Annotated in this window: 25 protein-coding genes; 21 read left to right on the forward strand and 4 right to left on the reverse strand. The window is 33.2% G+C overall.

The features are described from left to right. Positions 1-150 precede the first annotated feature (150 nt). Positions 151-573 (forward strand): winged helix-turn-helix transcriptional regulator, encoded by a 423-nt coding sequence (locus FYJ71_RS01835; RefSeq protein ID WP_320799342.1) that lies wholly within the window; start codon positions 151-153, stop codon positions 571-573. A gap of 117 nt (positions 574-690) precedes the next feature. Here FYJ71_RS01835 and FYJ71_RS01840 read toward each other — a convergent pair whose 3' ends face one another. Further along, positions 691-1176: a GAF domain-containing protein gene (locus FYJ71_RS01840; protein WP_154537103.1), complete on the reverse strand. Its 486-nt coding sequence runs from the start codon at positions 1174-1176 to the stop codon at positions 691-693. A gap of 155 nt (positions 1177-1331) precedes the next feature. Here FYJ71_RS01840 and FYJ71_RS01845 point away from each other — a divergent pair, with 155 nt between their 5' ends. The 4 genes from FYJ71_RS01845 to FYJ71_RS01860 all read left to right on the forward strand — a co-directional run bounded on the left by FYJ71_RS01845 (position 1332) and on the right by FYJ71_RS01860 (position 4286). Beyond that, complete coding sequence (locus FYJ71_RS01845; protein WP_154537104.1) at positions 1332-1589, forward strand: TM1266 family iron-only hydrogenase system putative regulator; 258 nt, start codon at positions 1332-1334, stop codon at positions 1587-1589. 36 nt (positions 1590-1625) lie between these two features. Then, positions 1626-2114, forward strand: coding sequence for a DUF1097 domain-containing protein (locus FYJ71_RS01850; RefSeq protein WP_154537105.1), 489 nt, complete (start codon positions 1626-1628; stop codon positions 2112-2114). Positions 2115-2178: 64 nt separating this feature from the next. After that, complete coding sequence (locus FYJ71_RS01855; RefSeq protein ID WP_154537106.1) at positions 2179-3243, forward strand: NADPH-dependent oxidoreductase; 1065 nt, start codon at positions 2179-2181, stop codon at positions 3241-3243. A 35-nt stretch (positions 3244-3278) separates the two neighbouring features. Then, a complete protein-coding gene (locus FYJ71_RS01860; RefSeq protein WP_154537107.1) occupies positions 3279-4286 on the forward strand; it encodes an SH3 domain-containing protein in 1008 nt (335 codons plus the stop codon). Positions 4287-4434: 148 nt separating this feature from the next. Here FYJ71_RS01860 and FYJ71_RS01865 read toward each other — a convergent pair whose 3' ends face one another. The 3 genes from FYJ71_RS01865 to FYJ71_RS01875 all read right to left on the reverse strand — a co-directional run bounded on the left by FYJ71_RS01865 (position 4435) and on the right by FYJ71_RS01875 (position 7267). Next, positions 4435-5979, reverse strand: a complete 1545-nt coding sequence (locus FYJ71_RS01865; RefSeq protein ID WP_154537108.1) for an AlbA family DNA-binding domain-containing protein — start codon at positions 5977-5979, stop codon at positions 4435-4437. A gap of 235 nt (positions 5980-6214) precedes the next feature. Then, a complete protein-coding gene (gene dcd / locus FYJ71_RS01870) occupies positions 6215-6739 on the reverse strand; it encodes a dCTP deaminase (RefSeq protein ID WP_154537109.1) in 525 nt (174 codons plus the stop codon). Positions 6740-6808: 69 nt separating this feature from the next. After that, entirely contained in the window at positions 6809-7267 is a 459-nt protein-coding gene (locus tag FYJ71_RS01875) for a low molecular weight protein-tyrosine-phosphatase (RefSeq protein WP_154537110.1), read from the reverse strand. A 293-nt stretch (positions 7268-7560) separates the two neighbouring features. On the opposite strand from FYJ71_RS01875, the gene xseA reads away from it, so the two are divergent. The 16 genes from xseA (at position 7561) to FYJ71_RS01955 (ending at position 23738) form a co-directional block, all read left to right on the forward strand. Next, complete coding sequence (gene xseA / locus FYJ71_RS01880) at positions 7561-8751, forward strand: exodeoxyribonuclease VII large subunit (protein WP_154537111.1); 1191 nt, start codon at positions 7561-7563, stop codon at positions 8749-8751. Positions 8752-8782: 31 nt separating this feature from the next. Further along, positions 8783-9001 carry an exodeoxyribonuclease VII small subunit gene (gene xseB, locus FYJ71_RS01885; RefSeq protein WP_154537112.1) on the forward strand — a complete coding sequence of 73 codons (219 nt, stop codon included), beginning with the start codon at positions 8783-8785 and terminating at the stop codon, positions 8999-9001. A 65-nt stretch (positions 9002-9066) separates the two neighbouring features. Beyond that, entirely contained in the window at positions 9067-9957 is an 891-nt protein-coding gene (locus tag FYJ71_RS01890) for a polyprenyl synthetase family protein (RefSeq protein ID WP_320798672.1), read from the forward strand. A gap of 23 nt (positions 9958-9980) precedes the next feature. Continuing rightward, positions 9981-10412, forward strand: a complete 432-nt coding sequence (locus FYJ71_RS01895) for a divergent PAP2 family protein (protein ID WP_154537113.1) — start codon at positions 9981-9983, stop codon at positions 10410-10412. Positions 10413-10428: 16 nt separating this feature from the next. Continuing rightward, positions 10429-12369: a 1-deoxy-D-xylulose-5-phosphate synthase gene (gene dxs / locus FYJ71_RS01900; protein ID WP_154537114.1), complete on the forward strand. Its 1941-nt coding sequence runs from the start codon at positions 10429-10431 to the stop codon at positions 12367-12369. A gap of 10 nt (positions 12370-12379) precedes the next feature. Next, complete coding sequence (locus FYJ71_RS01905; protein WP_154537115.1) at positions 12380-13282, forward strand: TlyA family RNA methyltransferase; 903 nt, start codon at positions 12380-12382, stop codon at positions 13280-13282. Positions 13283-13295: 13 nt separating this feature from the next. Further along, positions 13296-14984 carry a DNA repair protein RecN gene (recN, locus tag FYJ71_RS01910; RefSeq protein ID WP_154537116.1) on the forward strand — a complete coding sequence of 563 codons (1689 nt, stop codon included), beginning with the start codon at positions 13296-13298 and terminating at the stop codon, positions 14982-14984. Between the two features lie 20 nt (positions 14985-15004). Further along, a complete protein-coding gene (gene steA, locus FYJ71_RS01915; protein ID WP_154537117.1) occupies positions 15005-16126 on the forward strand; it encodes a putative cytokinetic ring protein SteA in 1122 nt (373 codons plus the stop codon). Between the two features lie 41 nt (positions 16127-16167). Continuing rightward, positions 16168-17031: a copper transporter gene (locus FYJ71_RS01920; protein ID WP_154537118.1), complete on the forward strand. Its 864-nt coding sequence runs from the start codon at positions 16168-16170 to the stop codon at positions 17029-17031. Between the two features lie 27 nt (positions 17032-17058). Continuing rightward, the gene (locus tag FYJ71_RS01925; RefSeq protein ID WP_154537119.1) at positions 17059-17748 is read left to right on the forward strand and encodes a glycosyltransferase family 2 protein; all 690 of its coding nucleotides are present in this window, start codon (positions 17059-17061) and stop codon (positions 17746-17748) included. Between the two features lies 1 nt (position 17749). After that, entirely contained in the window at positions 17750-18592 is an 843-nt protein-coding gene (locus FYJ71_RS01930; RefSeq protein ID WP_154537120.1) for an MraY family glycosyltransferase, read from the forward strand. Continuing rightward, positions 18582-19673, forward strand: coding sequence for a DUF3866 family protein (locus FYJ71_RS01935; protein WP_154537533.1), 1092 nt, complete (start codon positions 18582-18584; stop codon positions 19671-19673). Before FYJ71_RS01930 ends, FYJ71_RS01935 begins: the two co-directional genes overlap by 11 nt. A gap of 27 nt (positions 19674-19700) precedes the next feature. After that, positions 19701-20513 carry a purine-nucleoside phosphorylase gene (locus tag FYJ71_RS01940; RefSeq protein WP_154537121.1) on the forward strand — a complete coding sequence of 271 codons (813 nt, stop codon included), beginning with the start codon at positions 19701-19703 and terminating at the stop codon, positions 20511-20513. Positions 20514-20531: 18 nt separating this feature from the next. Then, a complete protein-coding gene (gene mltG / locus FYJ71_RS01945; RefSeq protein ID WP_328597737.1) occupies positions 20532-21683 on the forward strand; it encodes an endolytic transglycosylase MltG in 1152 nt (383 codons plus the stop codon). A gap of 138 nt (positions 21684-21821) precedes the next feature. Further along, positions 21822-22475 (forward strand): O-methyltransferase, encoded by a 654-nt coding sequence (locus FYJ71_RS01950; RefSeq protein WP_154537122.1) that lies wholly within the window; start codon positions 21822-21824, stop codon positions 22473-22475. A 24-nt stretch (positions 22476-22499) separates the two neighbouring features. Beyond that, the gene (locus FYJ71_RS01955) at positions 22500-23738 is read left to right on the forward strand and encodes a peptidase U32 family protein (RefSeq protein WP_154537123.1); all 1239 of its coding nucleotides are present in this window, start codon (positions 22500-22502) and stop codon (positions 23736-23738) included. The last annotated feature ends 107 nt before the right edge of the window (positions 23739-23845 follow it).

Genomic DNA, 23845 nt, shown 5'->3' on the forward strand with positions numbered 1-23845 from the left:
TTTATCTCTTTGATATAATGATATCATATAAGCAACAAATAACAAGTACGCATAAAAAAAATACTAGGTACTAAAAACAATACTTTTGTGAAATTTCAATATATTTATTTATAATATTTTTCTTGAAATAATAATATTAGAGGTGATATTATGAAAAACAGTGTAGGCTATAGATCGAAAAAAGAAATGTCAAAATCGAAAAAAGAAAATTTTAGAGGAGAGGAGCTACTTTGCCCTATTAAATATTGTATGGATATTGCAGGTGGTAAATGGAAAAGCTCAATTCTATGTATATTGGCAGATGAAAAGCCTCATAGAAATAGTAATATAAAAAGAAAGTTGGGCAATATTACGAATACAATGCTAACTCAATCACTGCAACAGTTGGAGGATGCCGGTATGATAACTAGAACTCAATATAATGAGGTTCCTCCTAGAGTTGAGTATTCGCTGACTGAGGATGGAAAAAGTATTATTCCTTTGTTAGTTCAGATGGGTAAATGGGGTAGTATTCAGATGGAAAAACATAGCGAAATACGATCATATTGTAAAGATTGTCTAAATACCAAATAAAAATAAGCTCACATTATAATTTTTGTTGAGAACTATAATGTGAGCCATGTCTTTCTGTTTTTTATAAAATCATTACTAATTTTGTTACTAATTTTGCGGATATATTAATTAGTAGTATTAAAATACATAAGTTTCAATAATTTTTACACATTCACCTATATATTTTTCTTCTAGCTCACCAAATCGTGAAAACTCCGCACTATCCATATCTAATACACCCTTGCAAACACCATCTTTTATGATAGGAATTACAAGTTCAGAGTTGGATGCAGCATCACAGGCGATATGACCTTCAAAATTGTGAACATCATCTACTCTCAAGGTCTTTTTTGTGCTAAAAGCTCTTCCGCAAACACCACTTTCATAATTTATTTTTGTGCATGCTGGCATTCCTTGAAAAGGTCCAAGTTCAAGCTGTTTTCCATTGTCTAAATAAAATCCACACCAATTCATTCTTCCAACAATCGCATTTATCAATGCAGATGCATTTGCTAATTTGCTTACTACAGAATCGTCGGTATCGACAAGTCCTCTTATAGCCATAACCATTGAAGCATATTTTTCTTCAGTGGATAGACCATCAAAAATCTTTATATCGAACATATTTTCCCTCCATTTTTTGATTTATTATATTTTATAACTAGTATCAAAAAAAAGCAATAAATCTTTATTTTTTTGATATATATTTTTGAGAATTCGAACTCAAATGTAGTATAATATAGAAGACGAGAAAATATTTTCAAGGGGGTAAATGATTTATGGAAAAAAGAGTTGCAGTTATAAGTGCTGTATTGGATAATCCAGTAAAAAGCCAGAGTGATTTCAATAGCATTGTGTCAGAATACAAGGATATTGTTAGAGGTAGAATGGGACTTCCATTTCCAGAAGAAGGAATTTCTGTTGTAAGTATCACAGTGATTGGAACAATGGATGATATTAACGAATTAACAGGTAAAATAGGTGCAATCGACAGTGTAAGTGTAAAAGCTGCAGTATCTAAAAAAGAATTGGATTAATTATTTAAGAATATATAAGATGGAGGTATGAGATAAATGAGTATGTTATTTGCCCTTGGATTAGGGACGGGAATTTGTTGTGGAATTTGGGGATTAATTTCTTCATTTCAAGCTTTGGGATTGATAACTTGGGTTGGATTTGCTGGCTGTACAGCTTATTTCGCTTCTGGTAAGCATGGGTTAGAAGGCGTAAAAACGGCAATATTCTCGACTATGTCAGGAATGATTTCCGCATTGGTAGCTATGTTTGTTTCAAGTTTTGTTCCAGATTCTATGGCACTTTCAGTTATTATGACAGGGGTGATTTCTGCGACGATGTGTTGGCAGGCAAAGGCTGAAGTGTTGTGGTTTATACCTGGAGCGTTTATAGGTTGCTTTACGACTTTCGGTGTGGCGTCAATGGGAATAAATGTATTGAGTGGAGAGATTCTATACGTTATTATTTCATTCTTGTGCGGTGCAGTATTGGCAATTAGCTGTGATACACTAGGAAACTTTTTTTACAAAAAATTTGGCAAAGAATAGAAGCAATAGTGTGTTTTTTGGGTATAGATTATCCATATAAATAATCTATGGAGGGATAATTGTAATGAATAATAACATTGTTAATGAAACTATAAAGAACCAGCTTAATCACAGATCTATAAGAAGATTTAAGGACAAGGCTGTTGAACCAAAAGTTATAAAAACATTGTTGGATGTTGCGAATCAGACATCTTCCAGTGTTGCTATGCAGGGATATAGTATAATAAGAATTACCGATAGTGATTTAAAGAAGGAAATATCTGATATTTGTATGCAGAAACACGTGTCTGTTGCACCTGAAGTGTGGATATTCGTTGTGGATGCTTATAGAAATGCAAAGATTGCCGCAAGTAAGGATGTTTATACAGATTATAGTAATTCTATGGATAGATTTTTTCAAGGCTTTTCTGATGCATTACTTAGCGCACAAAATGTTATGGTAGCATTGGAAAGTATGGGATTAGGCGGCGTTTTTTTGGGAAGCATATTGAACGATTCTCAAAAATTAATTGATTTGTTAGATCTTCCAGAGTATACTTTTCCAGCTTTAGGCTTGGAATTTGGATATCCTGATGAAAATCCAGATATTAAACCAAGAATGGAGTTAGAACTAAAAGTATTCGAAAACAAATACAAAAGAGAAGAAGATTACGGTAAAGCTATAGAAAAATATGATGACATAATGAGGGATTACTATGAGAATAGAGAAGATAACTTTAGATTAGAATCTTTTAGTAGTCATGTTGTTAATATGCTTTCTAGAGTGATTGAACCAAGGGTAAAGATTTTGAATACTATTAGAAAGCAGGGATTTGAATTTGCACTTGAATATATTCCTGAAAATGAAATAAAGAGAATGTATAAAAACTTGCCGAAGGAAGTCGATGAAGAAGTATTTGATGTAAGCAGGCTAGGCTTTAAATCTAGCTCATCAGTTAAAGAAATGTTTGAGAAATACCCGTTTGTAAAAGACTATTTGTTGATGATAAATCCGAGATTCAATGTATTAAAAACCATTACGGCAAGCTCTGATTTTGAAAAAGTAACACTTGAGCTGTTGGCAGAAATGGGTGATATGCCGATGGAATCCCTAATTTATATGATTGAATCTAGAATTGATGAAGAGTAGGAATTTATTGATTTCTAGCAGTTTGGAGGAAGATAATGATATGGAAAAATAAAAATATAAATAAGCATAGAGTTATCGATAGCAAAGATTTGAGTCAAAACACTCAAGAAATAAAGCTGGACAGCGAAGCAATCAGAAGATATAAGGAACAAGATACCAGAAGAGATTTGGATGAATTTGAAGAACATAGAAAGGTCGTCAAGCGAAGTAAAAATAAAATTTTGGCACTAATAATTTTCTTGGTGCTGGTTTTGTTAGTCATTTTTGGTCTGATTTTTATGAGATACTCAGCAAGGATATCTCATTTGGAAGCAGATGCAAATAAATATTTGACAAATGAAAACTATAGGGGGGCGATGGAGCTTTACAAAATTTTATATTATGAAACTGGTGATATTGAATATGATAAAAAATGTAAGCAAATTGAGTCTATCTTAGAAAATATGGAATTGTTGAAAGAAGCTAATTCAATGGTTATGTCTCAGGACTATGAAAATGCTATCGAAAGATTGCTGACAATATCTACAACTGACGAAAAACTGATAAAGAATATTAATAAATTGATAGAGGATGCAGCAAATAAATGGATCAACGAAATTGAGTTATTATACTTGAAAAATGATTTGGACTCTGCATTTCTTCAGATTGAAAAAATGATAAATATACTACCAGACAATGATTATGCGATTGCACTCAGAGAAAAAATACTGAATAAGAAAAATGGAAATCAAAGCTCATCAGAGGTTGCGACTGACAGTGCCAATATGGTTGCAGAATCTAAGAAAAACAAGAGGCTATTGCAACTATCGAAGTCTATTATAGGAAGTGAACAATATGTTACGGCTGTAAAAGCAAATGTCAGAGAAAAACACGACAAAAATTCCTTGATAACAGACACGCTAGAAAAAGGCGATATGGTCTATGTTGAAGATACGTTTATCGAAAATTCATCTAGAATGTGGTGTAAAGTAACATATTTTTCTACCAAAAATGTTAGTGTGACAGGATGGATATTATCAAATGAATTGGATGGAAGTATATAAATATTAAAAAATTTAATCGTTAATGTAATAATTTAAAAAACATCCCACGTTTTAGAATCATAAAATGTGGGATGTTTTCTTATGCTAGGGACGACATTTGTGTCGAAATTTTTTATTATAATCTATTAAATTCAGCTGAGATTATGTTTTATTTTTTTAAAATTATCCACCTACCAGATTTAGTAGAGCCTTCTCTTGCGATTCGACCATCTGATCTTAGCTTCTTAATATGATAACGAACTCCATCGAATGAAATATCTAAATTATCTGCAAGTTGTTTTGCAGTAATATTTGGTTCAATTGTCATAAATTCTATTATTTTATCTGGTATAGATTTATCTATATTTATTTCTTGGGTAGTTTCTTGAGTAGTTTCTTGGGTAGTATTGGTACTGATATCTCTCAAAAACTCTTTATTTATATACAGAACTGCATTCGTGTAGTTATCTTCAATATTGTCTGGATAGAATTTTAGTTTAGGTGATCCATTTTCTAACAATGAATCTTTTGCTCGCCTTATACCTGATCCGTAAGACTCTATTAAGTTAAGTGAAAAAAACATATCTTTAAGTTCCTTATTGATATACTGTCTTCTGTCAAAGCTTCTGTCTTTGTTGAGTGATTCGATTGTTACGGGTGGAAGCGGTCTGTTATGATTTACAAAAGAAATTCTATCTTTGTAAATATATATTCCCACATATTCAGGCGTATCATATTCTTTGTGTAAAATAGCGTTTGTAGAAAGTTCCTCAAATGCTGTAAGGGGATAATTATAGATAATCTTATGCTCAATTTTATCAGCTTCTCTTATGGTATATGAAGCCATAATATTATCTTCAAAATATTTGCTAACTTGTTTTGCCTGTATCCAAACCGGCCCATCAAATCTTTTTGATTCCATTTTATCCGTTCCGTCAATTTCTCTTATAATTTCAACATGGGCATTTGAAATAAACTTATTTGGTTTTTCCGAAAACATCAGCACAGCAAAATTTTTTGCTCTATATCCCCCATACTCACTTTCACTGACAAGACCCATACTCTTTGCCATATCCAGTTTCGTCATTTCTCTAATATCTTTTTTTGCTCCTGTCTGAAGTAGATATTCTTTTATATATTCATAGCTTAAATCATCTATGGTAGCCGTATCATTGAGATTGGAACTGAAAGAAAATCCTGAAAACTTCTTTAATAGTTCAAATTCTTCTGTTGGATTTGGAAGCCTTGAATCTCTGCCTACTCTGATATATCTTCCTGTTTTTAATTTAATATCTTTGTCCTTTTCCGCTCTTTCACTTGTTTGAAAAGGTCCATTGCTGCTACTTTCTACTGCAATAACAAGATAGTATTCATCATCGATTCTATCTGTAATAATGTGATAGTTTATTTTTGGATGGATATTGGAAAGGAGTGATTTTAATTCATTTTCAATCCCTTCAATTTTGGACTCCTTTATACCCTCTATAGGTCTTTTAGGAATTGCTTTTTCCCCTGTTTCTTTATCATCAACTTCTTCAATACCAATGAACAACAGTCCAATCTCATTATTCATATAGTTATTGGCAAAGGCACAGGCAGTTTTTAAAATTTTATCTTTAAAGTTTGCCGACTTTTTATACTCGATAAAACTGCTTTCTATGTTTTTGTTTTCAAGAATGTTATGTGCCAGTTTCTTTATATCTAAAATTTGCATAATGCCTCCTATTGGAAAATTATTTCAAAGTATTATAGTCTTTTTTTCATTTTTTTTACTTGGGATTTAGCAAATATTTGTGATAACAATTTAAATAATAAAAAATGTATTTATATAAGATTTATATAGGACTTAAGAATTGTTAAAAAAATTAAAAACATCCCACGTTTTAGAATCATAAAGTGTGGGATGTTTTCTTATGCTAGGGACGACCTTTATGTTGGTCATCTCAATTTTATTTTTCAAAGTCTTTATACATTAAAGAAGGCTGGATTCCAACGTTATTTTGATATTTTCCACTACTATATAAATCGTAGTCACCGTGGATATCATGATAATATATCTGGCAAATTTCAGTATTTGGATAGATTACTATAGGTTGAACGCAGAATATCTCCAAAGTCCAATATCCAGCGAATCCGATATCACCAAAACCTGCTGTAACATGAATAAATAAACCAAGCCTACCAGTCGAAGAACGACCTTCAAGCATGGGTACAAATTTTTCTGTTTTTGTGAACTCATTTGTTCTACCAAGGTAAAGTTTATTCGGTTCCAAGAGCAATCCTTCTTCAGGTATTACCAATTTTTTTACCGGATTTGGAATTTTCATATCCAATACATTGTTTTCATAAACAAGCAGTTCGTTGAACAAAGATAGATTGTAACTATTAGGGTTTATTTTTTTCTTATCAAAAGGCTCAATAATTATATTTTTTGACTCAACATTCCTTAGAATTTCTTTTCCAGATAGTATCATTCTTTTAACCCTCCTGTAAACGTAATTATACGACTATTTTATCATATTCAAATATGTTTTATCAACTATTTAAAGCTCCGATTTTATTCTTTCTAGTAGAACCGAACAGCCTTCATAGATATCGTTGTATGTTTTATCAAAATCACCAGTGTACCATGGATCGGCGATATCTCTTGGGGAGTTTGTGATATCCAATAGCCTCATTACTTTTTCTGAGTCATAATCTCCAAATTCTCTTTTTATGTTGTTTAAATTATTGTTATCCATCACAAATATATAGTCGAACTTGTCGAAATCAGATTTTTTTAGTTTTGTTGAAAATAATCCATCTACAGATATGTTAAATTCTTTAAGTTTTTTTCTAGTTCCGTTATGAACGGGGTTTCCAATTTCCTCGTAGGATGTTGCTGAAGAGTCAACAAAAACCTTGCTTTGAAGATTATTCTTCTTTAACATATCTCTAAAAAGCGCCTCTGCCATAGGGGAACGGCAAATATTTCCATGACATACAAACATGATATTTTTCATAGGTACCTCCATATAAATAATTTGATTATATTAAAAAGTAATTTTATGTAATTATACCAAAAAAGGATTTTGATATCTACATATCTTTAATCATGCCTTCGTTTAAAATTGCAATACAAAAAATCAATTTATTTCTTTTGATAAAACATATGATAAAACTAATCAATAAATAATAAAAAATGAAGTATATAAAATAATATCAATGTTAGGTAGCTGAAAATATTTATATTTTTAGCTACCTTTATTTGTGTTATAATATAATGTAGAATATTATGCAGTTTGGTGGTGTGAAAATGAAAATAAGGACGTTAGAGATTTCAGAATTAAATCAATATATTAATAGAGTGTTAAATGACGACCCAATACTTTCCAACGTAAAAGTAAAGGGAGAGATATCTAACCTAAAAATGCATTCTTCTGGAAACATCTACTTAACTCTAAAAGACGACAAATCTAAAATAAACTGCATGATATACAAGAAAAATGTGAACAATAAATTGAAATTAGAAGATGGTAATAAAGTTATTGCAACTGGATATGTTTCATCGTATTTGAGAGATGGAGTGTACCAGCTATATATTGAGTCAATTGAAATTGAAGGTATGGGAACTCTATTTTATGAGTTTTTGAAATTAAAGGAAAGGCTGGACAAGGAAGGTTTGTTTAGTGTCGCTCACAAAAAGCAAATTCCAAGATTTCCAAAAAACATTGGTGTGATAACTTCGCCAACAGGTGCAGTGATTAGAGATATAATAAATGTTGTGAGTAGAAGATATCCAAAGGTTAATATTAAGCTATATCCAGTACAGGTGCAAGGAGTAAGCTCTGCAAAGACTCTTGTTGAAGGTGTTAGATTTTTAAATAATGTCGGCGATATAGATACGATAATTATCGGCAGAGGTGGTGGCTCCTTGGAAGAGCTATGGTCATTCAATGAAGAAATAGTTGCGAGGGCTATTTATAACTCAAATATTCCTGTGATTTCGGCTGTTGGTCATGAAACAGATTTTACGATTTGTGATTTTGTTGCAGACATGAGAGCACCAACACCATCTGCAGCTGCAGAAATTGCGACACCAAATTTATTTGATTTGGAATATACTCAAAAAAACAGGATGATGAGAATGTCAAAATCTATAAAAAATATTATTTCTGTTGAAAAAGAAAAGATAAAGTTAAGCAAAAACAAGTATAATGTACAGTTAGAAAAAGTTGTAATAAATGATAGATATATTGATTTAGACAGAATAAATTTATCTCTGGAAAACTCTATGGAAAGGCTATTTGTCACGAAAAAAAATTCGTTGAATATGCTGGCGAGTAGCTTTGGAAGCCTCAATCCATTTTCGGTATTGGAAAGAGGTTATTCGATAGTAGAAAATAAAAATGGACTTGTGTCATCTCGAGAAAAATTGGAAATTGGCGACGAATTGGATGTTGTTTTTTCAGATGGTAAGGTAAAGTGCGAGGTTATCGAAAAATAGTTTAGAAGTGATTTTATGGAGAGATTTAGTTATGAGTGTGGAAAATACATTGAATATGTCTTATGAAGATGCGTATGACAAGATGGAAAATATTTTAAACAAACTTGAAAGAGGTAATATTAGTTTAGATGAATCCTTGAAGCTATATGAAGAAGGGATTAACTTGTACAAATATTGTGCAAAAATTCTTGAGGAAGCAGAGCTTAAGGTAAGTAAGTTCAATGAGGTTCAAGAAGAGGTTGAGTTTTAATAGTATTGTAGCATTGCGTGACAATATATTAAATTTATAGCTAAGAAATATTAGAGGTGAAAAAGGTGGAGTTTACGCTCGAATTAAAGAATAGAATTAATTATATAGAGAAAAAAATGAAAGCTTTTCTTCCGGAAGAGGTGGGCTATCAAAAGACTATTTTTGAGGCAATGAACTATAGTTTGAATGCTGGAGGAAAGAGATTGAGACCAATCTTGATAATGGAGGGATACAGAGCATGTGGTGGATTGGGGGAAGATTTTCTTCCATACAGTGTGGCTGTTGAGATGATTCATACGTATTCGTTGATTCATGATGACCTTCCAGCACTAGATAACGATGATTTGAGAAGAGGGAAGCCTACAAATCATAGGGTTTTTGGTGAAGATATGGCTATATTGGCTGGAGATGCTTTACTAAATCACGCATTTGAAACGATGTTGGCATATGCCAAGGATTCCGATAGACCAGATCTACATATAAGGGCTATGTATGAAATTGCAAGAGGTGCAGGTATTTATGGTATGATAGGTGGTCAGGTTGTCGATGTTCAAAGCGAGGGACAAGCAATAAAAAAAGATAAATTGGATTTTATTCATATTAATAAAACTGCAAAGATGATAATTGCGAGTGTAAGATGTGGTGCAATTCTTGCCAAAGCCAGCGATGAAAAGCTTCAAGCATTGACGAGATATGCCGAAAATATTGGATTGGCATTTCAGATAGTTGATGATATTTTGGATATTGAAGGTGATGAAAAAACTCTTGGGAAAAAAGTAGGAAGTGATATTGATAATATGAAATCCACTTATCCGTCATTATTAGGAATGAAGGAATCAAAACAAATAGCGACCGATTTAATAGTGAAAGCAAAGAAAAGTATAGGTATTTTTGACAGTAGTGATGTTGAGTTTTTGATTTCCTTATCAGAGTTTATTTTGAATAGAAGTAATTAGTAAAAGTAATTAACGGAGGAATTATGAATTTTTTTAAAGAAATATCTTCTAACGATATATTTTGGACAAGCGTATTTGCTTGCTTTTTGGCACAAGTCTTAAAAATATTTACTGGAGAAAAGAAAGTTGATATCGCTAGAATTTTCACATCAGGTGGTATGCCAAGCTCTCACAGCTCTTTTGTGACATGTATGGCGACAATGATTGGAATAAGACATGGATTTAACTCCACATATTTTGCAATGGCAGCAGTTCTTTCTGCTATTGTCATGTATGATGCATCTGGTGTCAGACAGGCTGTTGGAAAACAAGCGACGATGTTAAATCAAATAATAGAGGATTTGCAAAAAGGGTTACCGATAAAGAATGAAAAGCTGAAGGAATTGATTGGACATACTCCAAAACAGGTGTTTTTCGGTGCAATATTGGGAATAATCATTGGAGTTGTTATGTAAGATTATAGGTGAGTATATGTATAAATTTTTAGACGGAGTAAATTCTCCGAGGGATATAAAACAATTGAATGTAAATCAGTTAAATGAACTGTCCAAGGATATTAGAAAGTTCTTGGTAAAGAATGTTTCGAAAACTGGAGGTCATTTAGCATCCAATCTTGGAGTTGTTGAACTGACATTGGCATTACACAAAGTTTTTGATAGCCCAAAGGATAAGTTCATCTGGGATGTTGGACATCAATCCTATGTTCATAAGATAATCACTGGAAGAAAAGCCGAGTTTTCAACTCTTAGACAATTTGATGGTTTGTCAGGTTTTCCGAAAGAATCTGAAAGTGAACATGATATTTTTGATACTGGACACAGCTCTACCTCTATTTCGGCTGGGTTGGGGATTGCAGTTGCAAGAGATATAAAAAAAGAAAACTATCAGGTTATTTCAATTATTGGAGATGGTGCAATTACAGGTGGTATGTCGATTGAGGCACTTAATAACCTTGGGTTTTTGAAGAAAAATATGATAGTGATATTTAATGATAATGAAATGTCGATTGATAAGAATACAGGTGCATTTTCTTCGTACATGTCAAAGATTATCAGAAATACTGAAACGCTCATGCTAAAAGATAATATTGATAGAATAATGAATATGACACAGGTTGGAGGTAAAATATCAAAAAAAGCTAACAAGCTTACAGATACTCTGATTACAAGTATTTTACCAGAAAAATGTGGATTTATTGATGCAATGGGAATTAAATATATTGGTCCGATAGATGGACATAATATTTCGGAGATGATTGATATTTTTGATTATGTGAAATATATCGAAGGACCAAAGTTTATTCACGTAAAGACAGTAAAAGGTAAGGGCTATAGATTTGCAGAAAATAATCCGGAAAATTATCATGGAGTAGGAAAATTTGACTACAAGGTTGGAGTATTGCCATCTGACAAGAAGTCAATTTCTTCAGTAGTTGGAATGACACTTTCTGAGATGGCAAATTACAATGAAAAAATAGTTGCAATTACTGCTGCAATGCCAACAGGCACTGGATTAAATTTTTTTGAAAAATTTCATCCAGATAGATATTTTGATGTTGGAATAGCTGAGCAACACGCAGTTACATTTGCGGCTGGTATAGCCAAAAATGGATTGAAGCCTTATTTTGCAGTGTATTCGACTTTTTTACAAAGAGGCTATGACCAGCTTATACACGACGTATGTATTACTAACAAGCCAGTTACATTTCTGATTGATAGAGGTGGCTTAGTTGGAAATGATGGAGAAACTCATCATGGGCAGTTTGACCTTTCCTATTTGAACTTGATACCAAATATGACTGTTATGGCACCAAAGGATACTGATGAGATGATAAGAATGATAAAGTTTTCGGAGCGATTTGAAACTCCTCTGGCAATAAGGTATCCTAGAGGTAATGAATACTATATAGATAAATGTCACTTTAAGTTCTTTAAGGAGTGTGAAGTTACTGAGGAATTGCCAATAGATATTTACACAGTCGGAAAGCCTGAGGTTATTTTTAATAATTTTAGCAATACATCAGAAAAAAATAACAAAAAGGTATTAATTATTGGCATCGGAAATATGGTATTTAATGCAATCAACGCATTGGAAAAATATTTTGAGACAAATACAGAAAAATGTTCAGTGGATGTTTGCCTGTTAAATGCAAGATATTTAAAACCTATGTCCGAAGAGAGATACATAGAGTATTTGGAGCAGGCTGACGTAGTAGTTACGTTGGAGGATAATTCTATTATTGGTGGTCTGGGAAGTAATATTGAAAAAATAATGAAAGAGAATGAAATAAATAAACCATTAAAGATAATGGGAATACCTGACGAATTTGTAGTTCATGGAAATACTGACATTTTGATGGATAGGCTAGGTATATCTCCTGATGGTATCAAAAGAGTTCTCGAAGAAATATAGAGGTTGTTTTATGAAAAAAAGGATAGATTTGCTATTGGTTGATATGGGATATTTCCAAAGTAGGGAACAGTCACGTAGACACATAATGGCAGGAAATGTATATGTAGATAATCAAAAAGTTGATAAGGCAGGAACTGCTGTCAGGATTGATGCTGAGATAGTGGTGAAAGGCAAGCAAATCCCTTATGTGAGCAGAGGTGGTTTGAAGCTTGAAAAAGCTATAGGTAGTTTCGATATTAATCTAGATGGCAAGGTCTGTATGGATATAGGTGCGTCTACTGGTGGATTTACCGACTGTATGCTACAGAATGGTGCTAGAAAGGTGTATTCAGTAGATGTTGGGTACGGTCAGTTGGCGTGGAAGCTTAGACAAGATGAAAGAGTCGTGTGCATGGAGAGGCAAAATATTCGTCATTTGGAAGCAGAGAAATTGGACGAAAAACCTGAGTTCGTCTCAATAGATGTGTCTTTTATTTCTCTAAGACTGGTGCTCCCAAAGGCGTATGAGGTGATGGCGGATAGCGGCAATATAGTAGCTTTGATTAAGCCACAATTTGAAGCGGGAAGAGAGAAGGTTGGAAAAAAAGGTGTAGTCAGAGAAAAATCAACTCACATCGAGGTAATAAAATACGTTTCCAATATTGCAATAAGCGATGGGTTTAAAATTCTTGGACTTGATTTTTCGCCGATAAAAGGACCAGAAGGGAATATTGAGTATCTGATATACTTGGAAAAAATAGATAAATTGATCGATATTGGCAAAATTGAGTCGGCATCTGATTTTGATGATGAAAAGCTAGAGTTGATAAATGACTTTGCTAGAGAAAACAAAATGCTGGCAAGGTGGAATGATGTTGAAAAATATTATAAATACATAGAGGAACTTGTTGAACAATCACACTCTTTAGAATAAGGTAGGTGTTTTTATGATTTATGATCTATATATGAAAAATTGTGCTCTTGTTGAAGAATTGAGAGTTGACTTTGGAGAAAAATTAAATATTTTGACGGGAGAAACTGGGTCAGGGAAATCAATAATATTGGAAGCGCTAAATCTATGTCTTGGAGGAAAATTTGACAGGACATATATTAGAAAAGGTTGTGATTTCGCAGAGGTTGAGGCGTTATTTTTCTCCAACAATGCAAAATTTATTGATATGCTCGACAAGCTTGATGTTCAGAAGGAAGAGGATGGTAGTGTTATCGTTTCGAGAAAACTTTTTTTAGATGGGAAAAGTACAACGAAGATAAATGGTAAAAACATAAGAGTTGGAGATTTGAAAAAGCTGATGTCTTTGATTGTAGATATGCATGGACAGCATCAAAATCAAGCCTTGTATAATAGGGACAATCACATTGAATTTGTAGACCTATTTGGGAAAGCAGAAATATCAGGTGTATATGATAAATATATAAGAGTATTTAGAGAATACAACGAGATAAAACGTGAAATCTTAAAAATTAATGATAATAAGAGTGAGAAGGAAGTCCAAAGAGAAAAAGATTTGTTGAAATTTCAGATAGATGAAATTGAAAAGGCTAGGTTGGACAAAAACGAATACGACGAACTGTTGAAGCGTAGAGATATATTTGTCAATGGTGAAAAGATATACAAGGCATTAAATGAGGTTTATTCGAATTTGAATTCCAGTGATTTCAATGCATTGGAATTAATTGGAAAGAGTGTATCGCTGCTGTCAGGAGTTTCTAAATACGATGATAAAATATTAGAAATCAATGAGGCAATAGAAAGTATAATGTACGAATTGGAAGATAAATCAACGTCTATTAGACATTATATAGATTCAATTGAGTTTGAACCTCATGAGTTGGATGAGATTCAGGAGAGAATAGATGTTTATAACACTATGAAAAGAAAGTATGGAGATTCTGTAGATGAAATACTCTCATATATGGAAAAGATGTCTAAACGATTAAGCGATATAGAAAATAGAGATGAGGTTTTAAGTGCTTTGCAAGAAAAATTGTCTAGGAAATTTATTGAGCTTGAGAAGAGTGGAGCTGAATTGACAAATATGAGAATCAAGGTTTCAGCAGAATTGGAGACTAGACTATTGGAAGAATTAAATAGTCTAAATATGAAAAATACGAGATTTAAGGTAAATTTCAAGAGTTTGGATTATAATGAAAGTGGATGCGATGATATTGAATTTTTCGTTTCCTTCAATCTGGGAGAAGATCTTAATCCTCTGAGCAAGGTGGCTTCAGGTGGAGAGATGTCGAGGTTTATGTTGGCGTTTAAGTCTATTCTGTCAGATGTAGATAGGATTGAGGCTTTGATTTTTGATGAGATAGATAGTGGAATAAGTGGTCGTGCAGCACAAATAGTTGGTGAAAAGCTGTCAAATATATCAGAAAAAAAACAAGTGATATGTATAACTCATCTTCCACAGATTGCATCGTTTGCAGATGATCACTTCCAGATAGAAAAAAATGTTGAAAATGATAGAACGTATACTAGAATTTCTAAGCTAGGAGATGGAGAAAAGAAAAATGAAATTGCAAGGTTGATTTCAGGAAAGGTTATTTCGCAAAAGACGATAGAGCACGCAGATGAAATAATAGAAAGTGCAAAAAGGATAAAGAATAACTAGATGTTTACTAGGAGGAGGCTATGCGAGTAGAGGCGAGACTCAAAAAGGACAAAAAAACTAAAAAACTTGCAAAAAGAATTGAGCATGGTGAAATAGCGGTAATAAACCATATTGATATCGATGAAGTGGCTGCAAAATCATTGGTTGAAGCAAAGATAAGATTGGTGATAAATGCGACGGAATCCATAAGCGGAAGGTATCCAAATATTGGTCCTACGATATTGGTCAGCAATAATATATTGATTGTAGACAATGTTGGTATGGATGTATTCGATAAGTTAAATGAAGATGACTTTATAGCTGTTGAGGATGGAAGGATATTCAGAGATGGGGAGCTAATCGGTTCTGGTGAAGTAATGGATAAGTTTGTCGTCAACGAAAAAATAAAGAAAGCCTATGAAAATATTGAAGTTGAGCTAGATAGATTTATCGATAATACAATTGAGTATGCAAAAAAAGAAAAGGGCATGATTTTAGGAGATCTGGAGATTCCTAAAATGAAAACCAAGTATGATGGAAAGCATGTTTTGGTTGTTGTAAGAGGTCATAATTATAAAGATGATCTGCAGGCTATGATATCATATATTGAAGAGGTAAAACCAATTTTGGTAGGTGTTGATGGCGGTGCTGACGCATTATTAGAATTTGGATATAAGCCCGATGTCATAGTGGGAGATATGGATAGTGTCAGTGATGATGCACTAAAGTCGGCGAATGAAATCGTGGTTCACGCTTATACTGACGGTAGAGCACCTGGTTTGAAAAGAGTTGAAGAATTGGGGCTTGAGGCTGTGGTATTTTCTGCTCCAGGTACTAGTGAAGATATCGCAATGTTGGCTGCATATGAGTATAACGCAAAATTGATAGTCGCACTTGGAACTCATTCAAATATGATAGATTTCTTGGAAAAAGGAAGAAAAGGAATGGCTTCTACATTTCTTGTCAGATTAAAAATAGGATCTAGATTGATCGATGCAAGAGGAGTTAGTATTTTATACCAAAGCAGGCTGAAAATAAAATATATATTTGCCTTGATAATAACTGCTTTGTTCCCAATATTAATAGTTGCATCACTATCACCAAAGGTTCAGACTTTAATTCAATTGCTTCAGATTAAATTGAGGTTATTGATGAAGATGTAAATATTTCCACTAGAATTAAAAGATTGTTAGGAGGATTGGAAATGCACATAAATTTTAAATATTTCATAGTATCGATAGGCTCGATTTTCATAGCTTTGGGAATAGGTATATTAATAGGATCTTCGCTTGGAACAAATGAGTCTATACAGAAACAAAATGCGTCAATCATAAAGGATATTGATTCAAAAGTTAATGATCTTCAAGCCGTTAATGATGAATTGAGCATTGAAAACAAGCAGGCTCAGAAAAATATAGATGATTTTAAGTCTTATCTTTCAAATAACAATAAAACCTTGATTCAATCAGGGCTTTCAAATAAGAAGATCGGGATAATATCGTTTGATGAGGATAGTACAAGCAATCTTGTTTCAAATGTTATTACATCAACTGGTGGTGAGGTTTCTTTTTACATAACTATTAAAAATTCAATAAATCAAGAGGATGCATTGCAGAAAATAAATGAAAAACTTGACAAAAAATTGGAAAAAAAGGAAGATTTGGAGAACTTGATAGTCGATTCAATAAAGGTATCAAATACTGATGGTAGATTATCAGTGCTTCAAGATTTGGGATATGTTAAAATAAATGGATTTATAAATACTTTTGATAATGTGACGAACATAATTGTGAATAATACTATGGATGCCAAAAATACAAATGTCGAGGAATTTCAAGGTGGATTTATTGGAAAAATAAAGAGCCTTAAGCATACAATAGTTGCTCAAAAAAGCAGCTCGGAAGTAGACATGGCAAAGATTTTTTCTAAATATAGAATTTCGACTTTGTCAAATGTTGACGAACAGTGGTCATATATTAATTTGGTAACTTTGATAAATGAGAAAGATTTAATCGGTAACTTTGGTAAGATTGACGATAACTCATCTTTGTTGGCGATTTCAAAATAAAACATTTCTAAACTAAGGAGTGATTGAATGATAACTAGTGTGATTATACCGGCATATAACGAATCAGAAAGAATTGTTGACACAATCAATGGAATAAACGATTTGGCTGAGGTTGATGAAATAGTAGTTGTGGATGACGGTTCAAGTGATAATACTGCACAGGTGGTAAAATCGATTGATATCGAAAAGCTAAAATTCTATATTCAAACGAAAAATTACGGAAAAGGAAAGGCTCTTGAAAAGGGGCTGGAAATTATGAGAAAAGACGCTGATATCGTTGTATTTCTTGATGCAGATGTTGGAAAAACTTCCTCAGAAGTAATCAAAATCATTAGACCAGTTCTAGATGATGAGTGCGATGTTGCCATTGCAAGATTTAGACCAGCATCAAAAAAAGGCGGAATGGGATTTGTAAAGAGGCTGGCAAAGGATTCTGTATATGAAATGACAGGCGTAGAGCTAAACTCTACAATATCAGGGCAAAGAGCCTTTAAAAGAGAGGTTATTGATCGATTTGACTTTATGCCAGATGGTTATGGTGTGGAAGTAGGCATGACAGTAGATATTTTGAAATGGGGATATAGAGTAAATGAATATTTAGTCGATATGACTCATAACGAAACAGGGAGAGATTTGAAGGGGTTTATTCACAGAGGAAAACAATACCTTCATATAAAAAAAATAGTAAAACAAAAGAAAAAAGAATGGGGGGATTAGCTTGTACGATTATTTAATGTTGTTGATTTTATTCAGTCTGGGTATAAGTGTGACTTTGATTTCTATTCAATTCATAAGACAGATGCTTGATAATTGTGGGTTGGTTAGGCAGAATTATAGAGGCAAAATGATTCCTGTGGGCATGGGAATTGTATTTATTCCACCATTGCTTTTAAACACAATAGTGCTTTTGTTTTCAAATGTAGCTCCTGAACGACTGATAAAAATACTTGTTGTTGCTCTTGGCATAATTTCGATGAGCTTTGTTGGAATAATTGATGACGCAATTGGCAATCGTGATGTTACTGGCTTGAAAGGACATTTTTCAAATTTATTTAAGGGGGAATTGACGACAGGGGCGTTTAAGGCCTTGATAGGAGGAATTGTAGGATTATTGATTTCGGTAACTATTTCAAAGGATATTTCGAGCATTATTTTGGGAATGCTAGTGATTGCTCTTTCTACTAACTTTATGAATTTGCTAGATTTGAGACCTGGTAGAGCAATAAAAGTTTATTTGTTTGCAATTATTCTATGTTTATTCTTTTGCTCAGTTTTTGAAAGAGAATTGATGATGTTAATAGTTCCAGCAGTGATAGCATATTTCTATTATGATATTAAAGCTATGGCGATGATGGGTGATGCTGGCTCCAACGTGTTGGGAATATCACTGGGAATATTTATTGTTATTTCCTTCAATATGTATGTGCAGATATTTGTGTTGATATTGTTGATACTTGTACATTTAGTTGCTGAAAAATATTCTATTACAAAGATTATCAGGAATAACAAGATTTTAAACTACATTGATGAATTTGGAAGGAACAAGGGTCATGATAAGTAAAAAATGTGGGAAAATTGTTGATATTAGAAGTGAAAATAATTTAATACAAGACATTGTCGTAGATATCGATGGGAGCTTGGAAAGAGCCTATAATTACATTCAGATTACGGGAATTGCAAAAATTGGTGATGAGGTTGCTTTGAATACAACCGCTGTTGAATTAAACCTTGGTACTGGTGGATTTCATTTTGTCATGTATAATCTGAATAACAAGAATTCCACGTTTACACCTGGTGGACACATAATGAAACTAAGATATACTCCTATGCAAATAAAGGTGGATTCTGTTGAAGAACAGGGAAGTGAATACCATGATGTGTTCAATGATTTTATTTGCCTAGAAAAGCTACCAGTTGCTGTCGGAGCCTTGCATAGTATGCTACAGCCGTTTGCAGCAACCTTTAAAAGACATTACCCAGAAAAAAAATTGGTTTACATTATGACTGATGGTGCGGCGTTGCCAATTGCATTTAGCAAGAATGTCGATAATTTAAAAAAAATTGGTCTTATAGATAACACAATAACGTATGGTAATGCTTTTGGTGGAGATTTTGAATGTGTTAATATTTATACGGCTCTAATCACAGCAAAGGAAATTTGCAAGGCGGACTGCGTAATAGCATCGATGGGACCTGGAATTGCAGGCACTGGTACAAAGTATGGCTTTAGTGGGATTGATCAGGGAGCAATAATTGATGCTGTCGAAAAGATGAATGGGACTTCCTTTGTCATTCCAAGAATTAGCTTTGCAGATTTAAGACCAAGGCACAGAGGCATATCTCATCATACAATAACTATTTTGAGTGAAATTACAAATAAATCTACTAGGGTCGTTATTAATGACAACTACGAGCAAGGAAAACTTGACTTGATAATGGAGCAGCTAAATGACAATAGTATAAATGAAAAACATAGAATTATTTTCAATTCATATGAAAAGGCAGAAGACGACTTGGAACACTTTGGACAAAAGGTGAGAAGCATGGGTAGAGGTTTCGAGGAGGACAAGGAGTTCTTTATTGCAGCATCAACTGTTGCAAAGGAAATATGTGATTTTATAAAAAATGAGATCATATACTAAAGGGTGTATTTTTATAGAGGTGGATATATGGAAAATAAGATACAAAAAAGTGCAGAATTTATTTTGAACGCAACTGAATATCGTCCGGAGATTGCACTGATTTTAGGTTCGGGACTGGGATCTCTTGCAGATTGTATTGAAGATAAGGTTGTAATACCATATAGCTCAATACCGAATTTTATGGTTTCAGAGGTTGAAGGACATAAAAATCAATTGGTTATTGGAAAATTAAATGGAAGATATGTTCTTGCCATGCAGGGACGATTTCATTATTATGAAGGCTATACACAACAGGAAATCACGTATCCAATTAGAGTTTTTAAGAAAATTGGAATTAAAAAATTGATAGTTACCAATGCTGCAGGAGGATGTAATCTGTCAATGAATCCTGGAGATTTGATGATAATAAATGACCATATCAATTTTAGTGGATCAAATCCGCTTATCGGTAAAAATTTAGATGATTTCGGAGTTAGATTTCCAGATATGAGTAATGCTTATAATAAGAAATTGATTGAAGTTGCCAAAAAATGTGCAGACGAACTGAAGATAAATATAAAAGAGGGGGTTTATATGTATTTTTCAGGGCCATCATACGAAACTCCATCAGAGGTCAAAATGGCTAGGCTATTAGGAGCAGATGCAGTGGGTATGTCTACTGTACCAGAGGTAATAATTTCAAATCATTCTGGAATTGATGTTCTGGGAATTTCGTGTATTACAAATATGGCGGCAGGTATATTAAATCAGCCGTTAAATCATGAAGAAGTAGTTGAAACATCTAATAGGGTAAAAAATGATTTTTCGTCACTTATCAAGGCAGTGATAGAAAAAATTTAGTTTGAAGGGGATGAGTTAGTGAAGAAGAATAGTAACGTTTCTAAAATGAAAAAAAAGAGATCTAAGATCAGGGTTTACAGAATTATTATTGTGTTTTTCTTGTTTGTGTCGATACTAGGTATTGCAGGGAGCTTTTACTTCAAAAGAGCGTCAAAAGCAGTGGATGAGAATAGCACAAAGAACATAGTCGTTGAGATTCCGAATGGTTCATCAGTTCCTCAAATTGCTGATATTTTGAAGGAAAAAAACTTAATTAGGGATAAGAGAGTATTTGTTCAGAATGCGAAAAACTCTGAGAAAGCTGAAAAAATAAAGGCTGGTAAATATAAGTTGTCTCAAAATATGGACAATGAAGCTATAATAAAGAAAATGGTTGATGGTATGGTATATCAAGATGGTACGAAAATTACTATACCGGAAGGAAGTATTTCTACAGATATTGTAAATATGCTGGTTAAAAATAAGCTTGGAGATAGAGCAACATTTGTAAAGTTATTTAGAAATCCAAAGGCATTTCAAAGTAAATTTTCATTTCTGAAGGATTCTAGAATCGTAACATTGGAAGGCTTCTTATATCCGGTAACATATCATTTTGAAAAAGGGATAACTGAAAAAGAAATTTTTGAGAGAATGTTATCAGAATTTGAGAAAAATTATAATAAAAGTGTGAAAAGCATAGCTGATAAAAATAAGTACAACTTCTATGATACAGTTATTATGGCTTCCATTGTTGAAAAGGAAACTGTAAAGGATGAAGATAGAGGTTTGGTTGCCGGAGTATTTTACAACAGGTTGGCAAAGAAGATGAGATTGCAATCTGACGCTGTGTTGCAGTATGGATTGCCAGAGAGAAAATCTAGAGTTTTGTATAAGGATTTAAAGGTGGAGACTCCATATAATCTTTATTTACATGATGGATTGCCACCTACTCCGATAGCAAATCCTGGCATTAAATCGCTGATTGCTGCTGCCAGTCCAGAAAAGAGCGACTATCTATACTTCGTAACAGGAACAGACAACAAAAACTATTACAGCAAAACCTACGAAGAACATATGGTATATGCGAAGAAATACCATAAAGAGCTAGATGCCTTAGAAGGTAAGGATTCGTCAAAGAGCAGTAGTGATTCTAGTACATCGAGCACAAATAGTTCGAATAACGAACAATAATTGATTATAAATAGATTGAATACAGTTCCTAATGATTTATTGTTAGGAACTGTATTGTTGGGATAAGATATTGTTGGGATAAGGTTGAAAAATTGGGTTATCTGTTGAAAAATTTTATTGATTTTGAGAGGAAATAGTATGAGTAATATTGTGAATGACCTAGTAGAGGATTACATTAGGAAGACTTTAAAAATGAATAACGGTCTTCTAGAAGAGATGGAAATATATGCTGAGGATAACTCAGTTCCTATAATTCATAAAGAGGTATCCGAGCTATTGAAGGTCATATTGAAAATTCACAAGCCAAAGAGAATACTTGAAATTGGATGTGCAATTGGATATTCTTCAATTTTTTTCGCAGACGTATTGAATAATGATGTGGAGATAATTACGACAGAGAGAAATCCAATAATGCTAGAAAAAGCATATGAAAATATAAAAAAAGCAGGGTTGTCAGATAAAATTAAAATATTGGTTGGAGACGCTGAAGAAACACTGAAGGACATTGATGGAGATTTCGATATGGTGTTTATCGATGCGGCAAAAGGGCAGTATAAATTGTTTTTTGATATCGTATTTGATAAGGTGAAAAATGGAGGAATTGTCATTTCGGACAATATTTTATATAAAGGTATGATTGCCAGTGATGATTTTGTGGTAAAAAGAAAGAAGACGATTGTAAAGAGAATGAGAGATTATTTGGACTATATATGCCATCAAGAATTTCTTGACACGTCGATAATTCCTATTGGAGATGGTGTTGCAATTTCTTACAAGATGTCTGATAGATAGTTTTTTACTGTGAGAGGAGAGATTATGGAAAAAGTTGAATTACTTGCTCCAGCAGGCGATCTTGAAAGACTAAAGATTGCTTTTGAATACGGAGCTGATGCTGTATATCTTGGCGGAGAAAGCTTTGGTATGAGATCTGCAGCGAAGAATTTTAGTATAGAGGATATTAAAGAGGGTGCTGATTTTGCACATGAGCGTGGGAAAAAAGTATTTGTTACGGTAAATATTATTCCACATAATGAGGATTTTATAGGATTTAAGGATTATTTGATCAATTTGGAAAAAGCTGGTGTAGATGCCTTGATAGCATCCGATCCCGGTGTTATAGAGGTCATTAAAGAAACAATTCCAAAAATGGAGATACATTTGAGTACTCAAGCGAATACGACTAATTATCATAGTGCTAATTTTTGGTATAAGCAAGGGGTAAAAAGAGTAGTAGTCGCCAGAGAGATGTCGTTTGACGAAATAAGTGAAATAAGAAAAATGACTCCAAATAGCATGGACATTGAAGCATTTGTCCATGGAGCAATGTGTATCTCGTACTCGGGAAGATGTCTGATAAGCAACTATATGACGGGAAGAGATGCAAATAGAGGATCTTGTGCTCAATCATGTAGATGGAAATACAGCTTGGTTGAGGAAAAAAGACCAGGAGAGTATTTCCCAGTCTATGAGGATGAGGGAGGAACTTTTTTCTTTAACTCGAAGGATTTATGTATGATAGAATACATACCGGAATTGATTAGATCTGGAATTACTAGCTTGAAAATTGAAGGAAGAATGAAAACATCATACTATGTGGCAACTGTTGTAAGAGCGTATAGGATGGCAATAGATGAATATTATAAAAACCCTGATTCTTGGAAATTTAATCCGATGTGGCTAGATGAATTGAAAAAGGGAAGTCACAGACATTTTACGACAGGCTTTTACAACGAAAAACCGAACCACGAGGAGCAAAACTACGAATCTGCTTCATATGTGAGAAATTATGATTTTGTCGGTATAGTCGTAAAGCCAGCTGATGAAAATGGCTTGGTAACTGTTGAACAGCGAAACAAAATGGTTGTTGGCGATGAGATAGAAATAATTGGTCCATATACTGAAACAATTGTTACGAAGATAGAGGAAATGTTTAATGAGGATGGCGATGCTATAATGGAGGCACCACATCCAAGACAAATAGTGAAGATGAAGCTGCCTGTCAATATCGGTATGAACTTTATGCTTAGAAAACAAATTGAAGAAATAGGCGAATAAAACAGTTAAAAAATAAACCAAAATTTTTTGGTTTATTTTTTTTGTGAATGTCTATAATAATTTAAATGGTAATTGCATAATTATATACTCGAAAATACTAAATATAG

The organism is Peptostreptococcus porci, from assembly GCF_009695815.1.
GTDB lineage: Bacteria > Bacillota > Clostridia > Peptostreptococcales > Peptostreptococcaceae > Peptostreptococcus > Peptostreptococcus porci.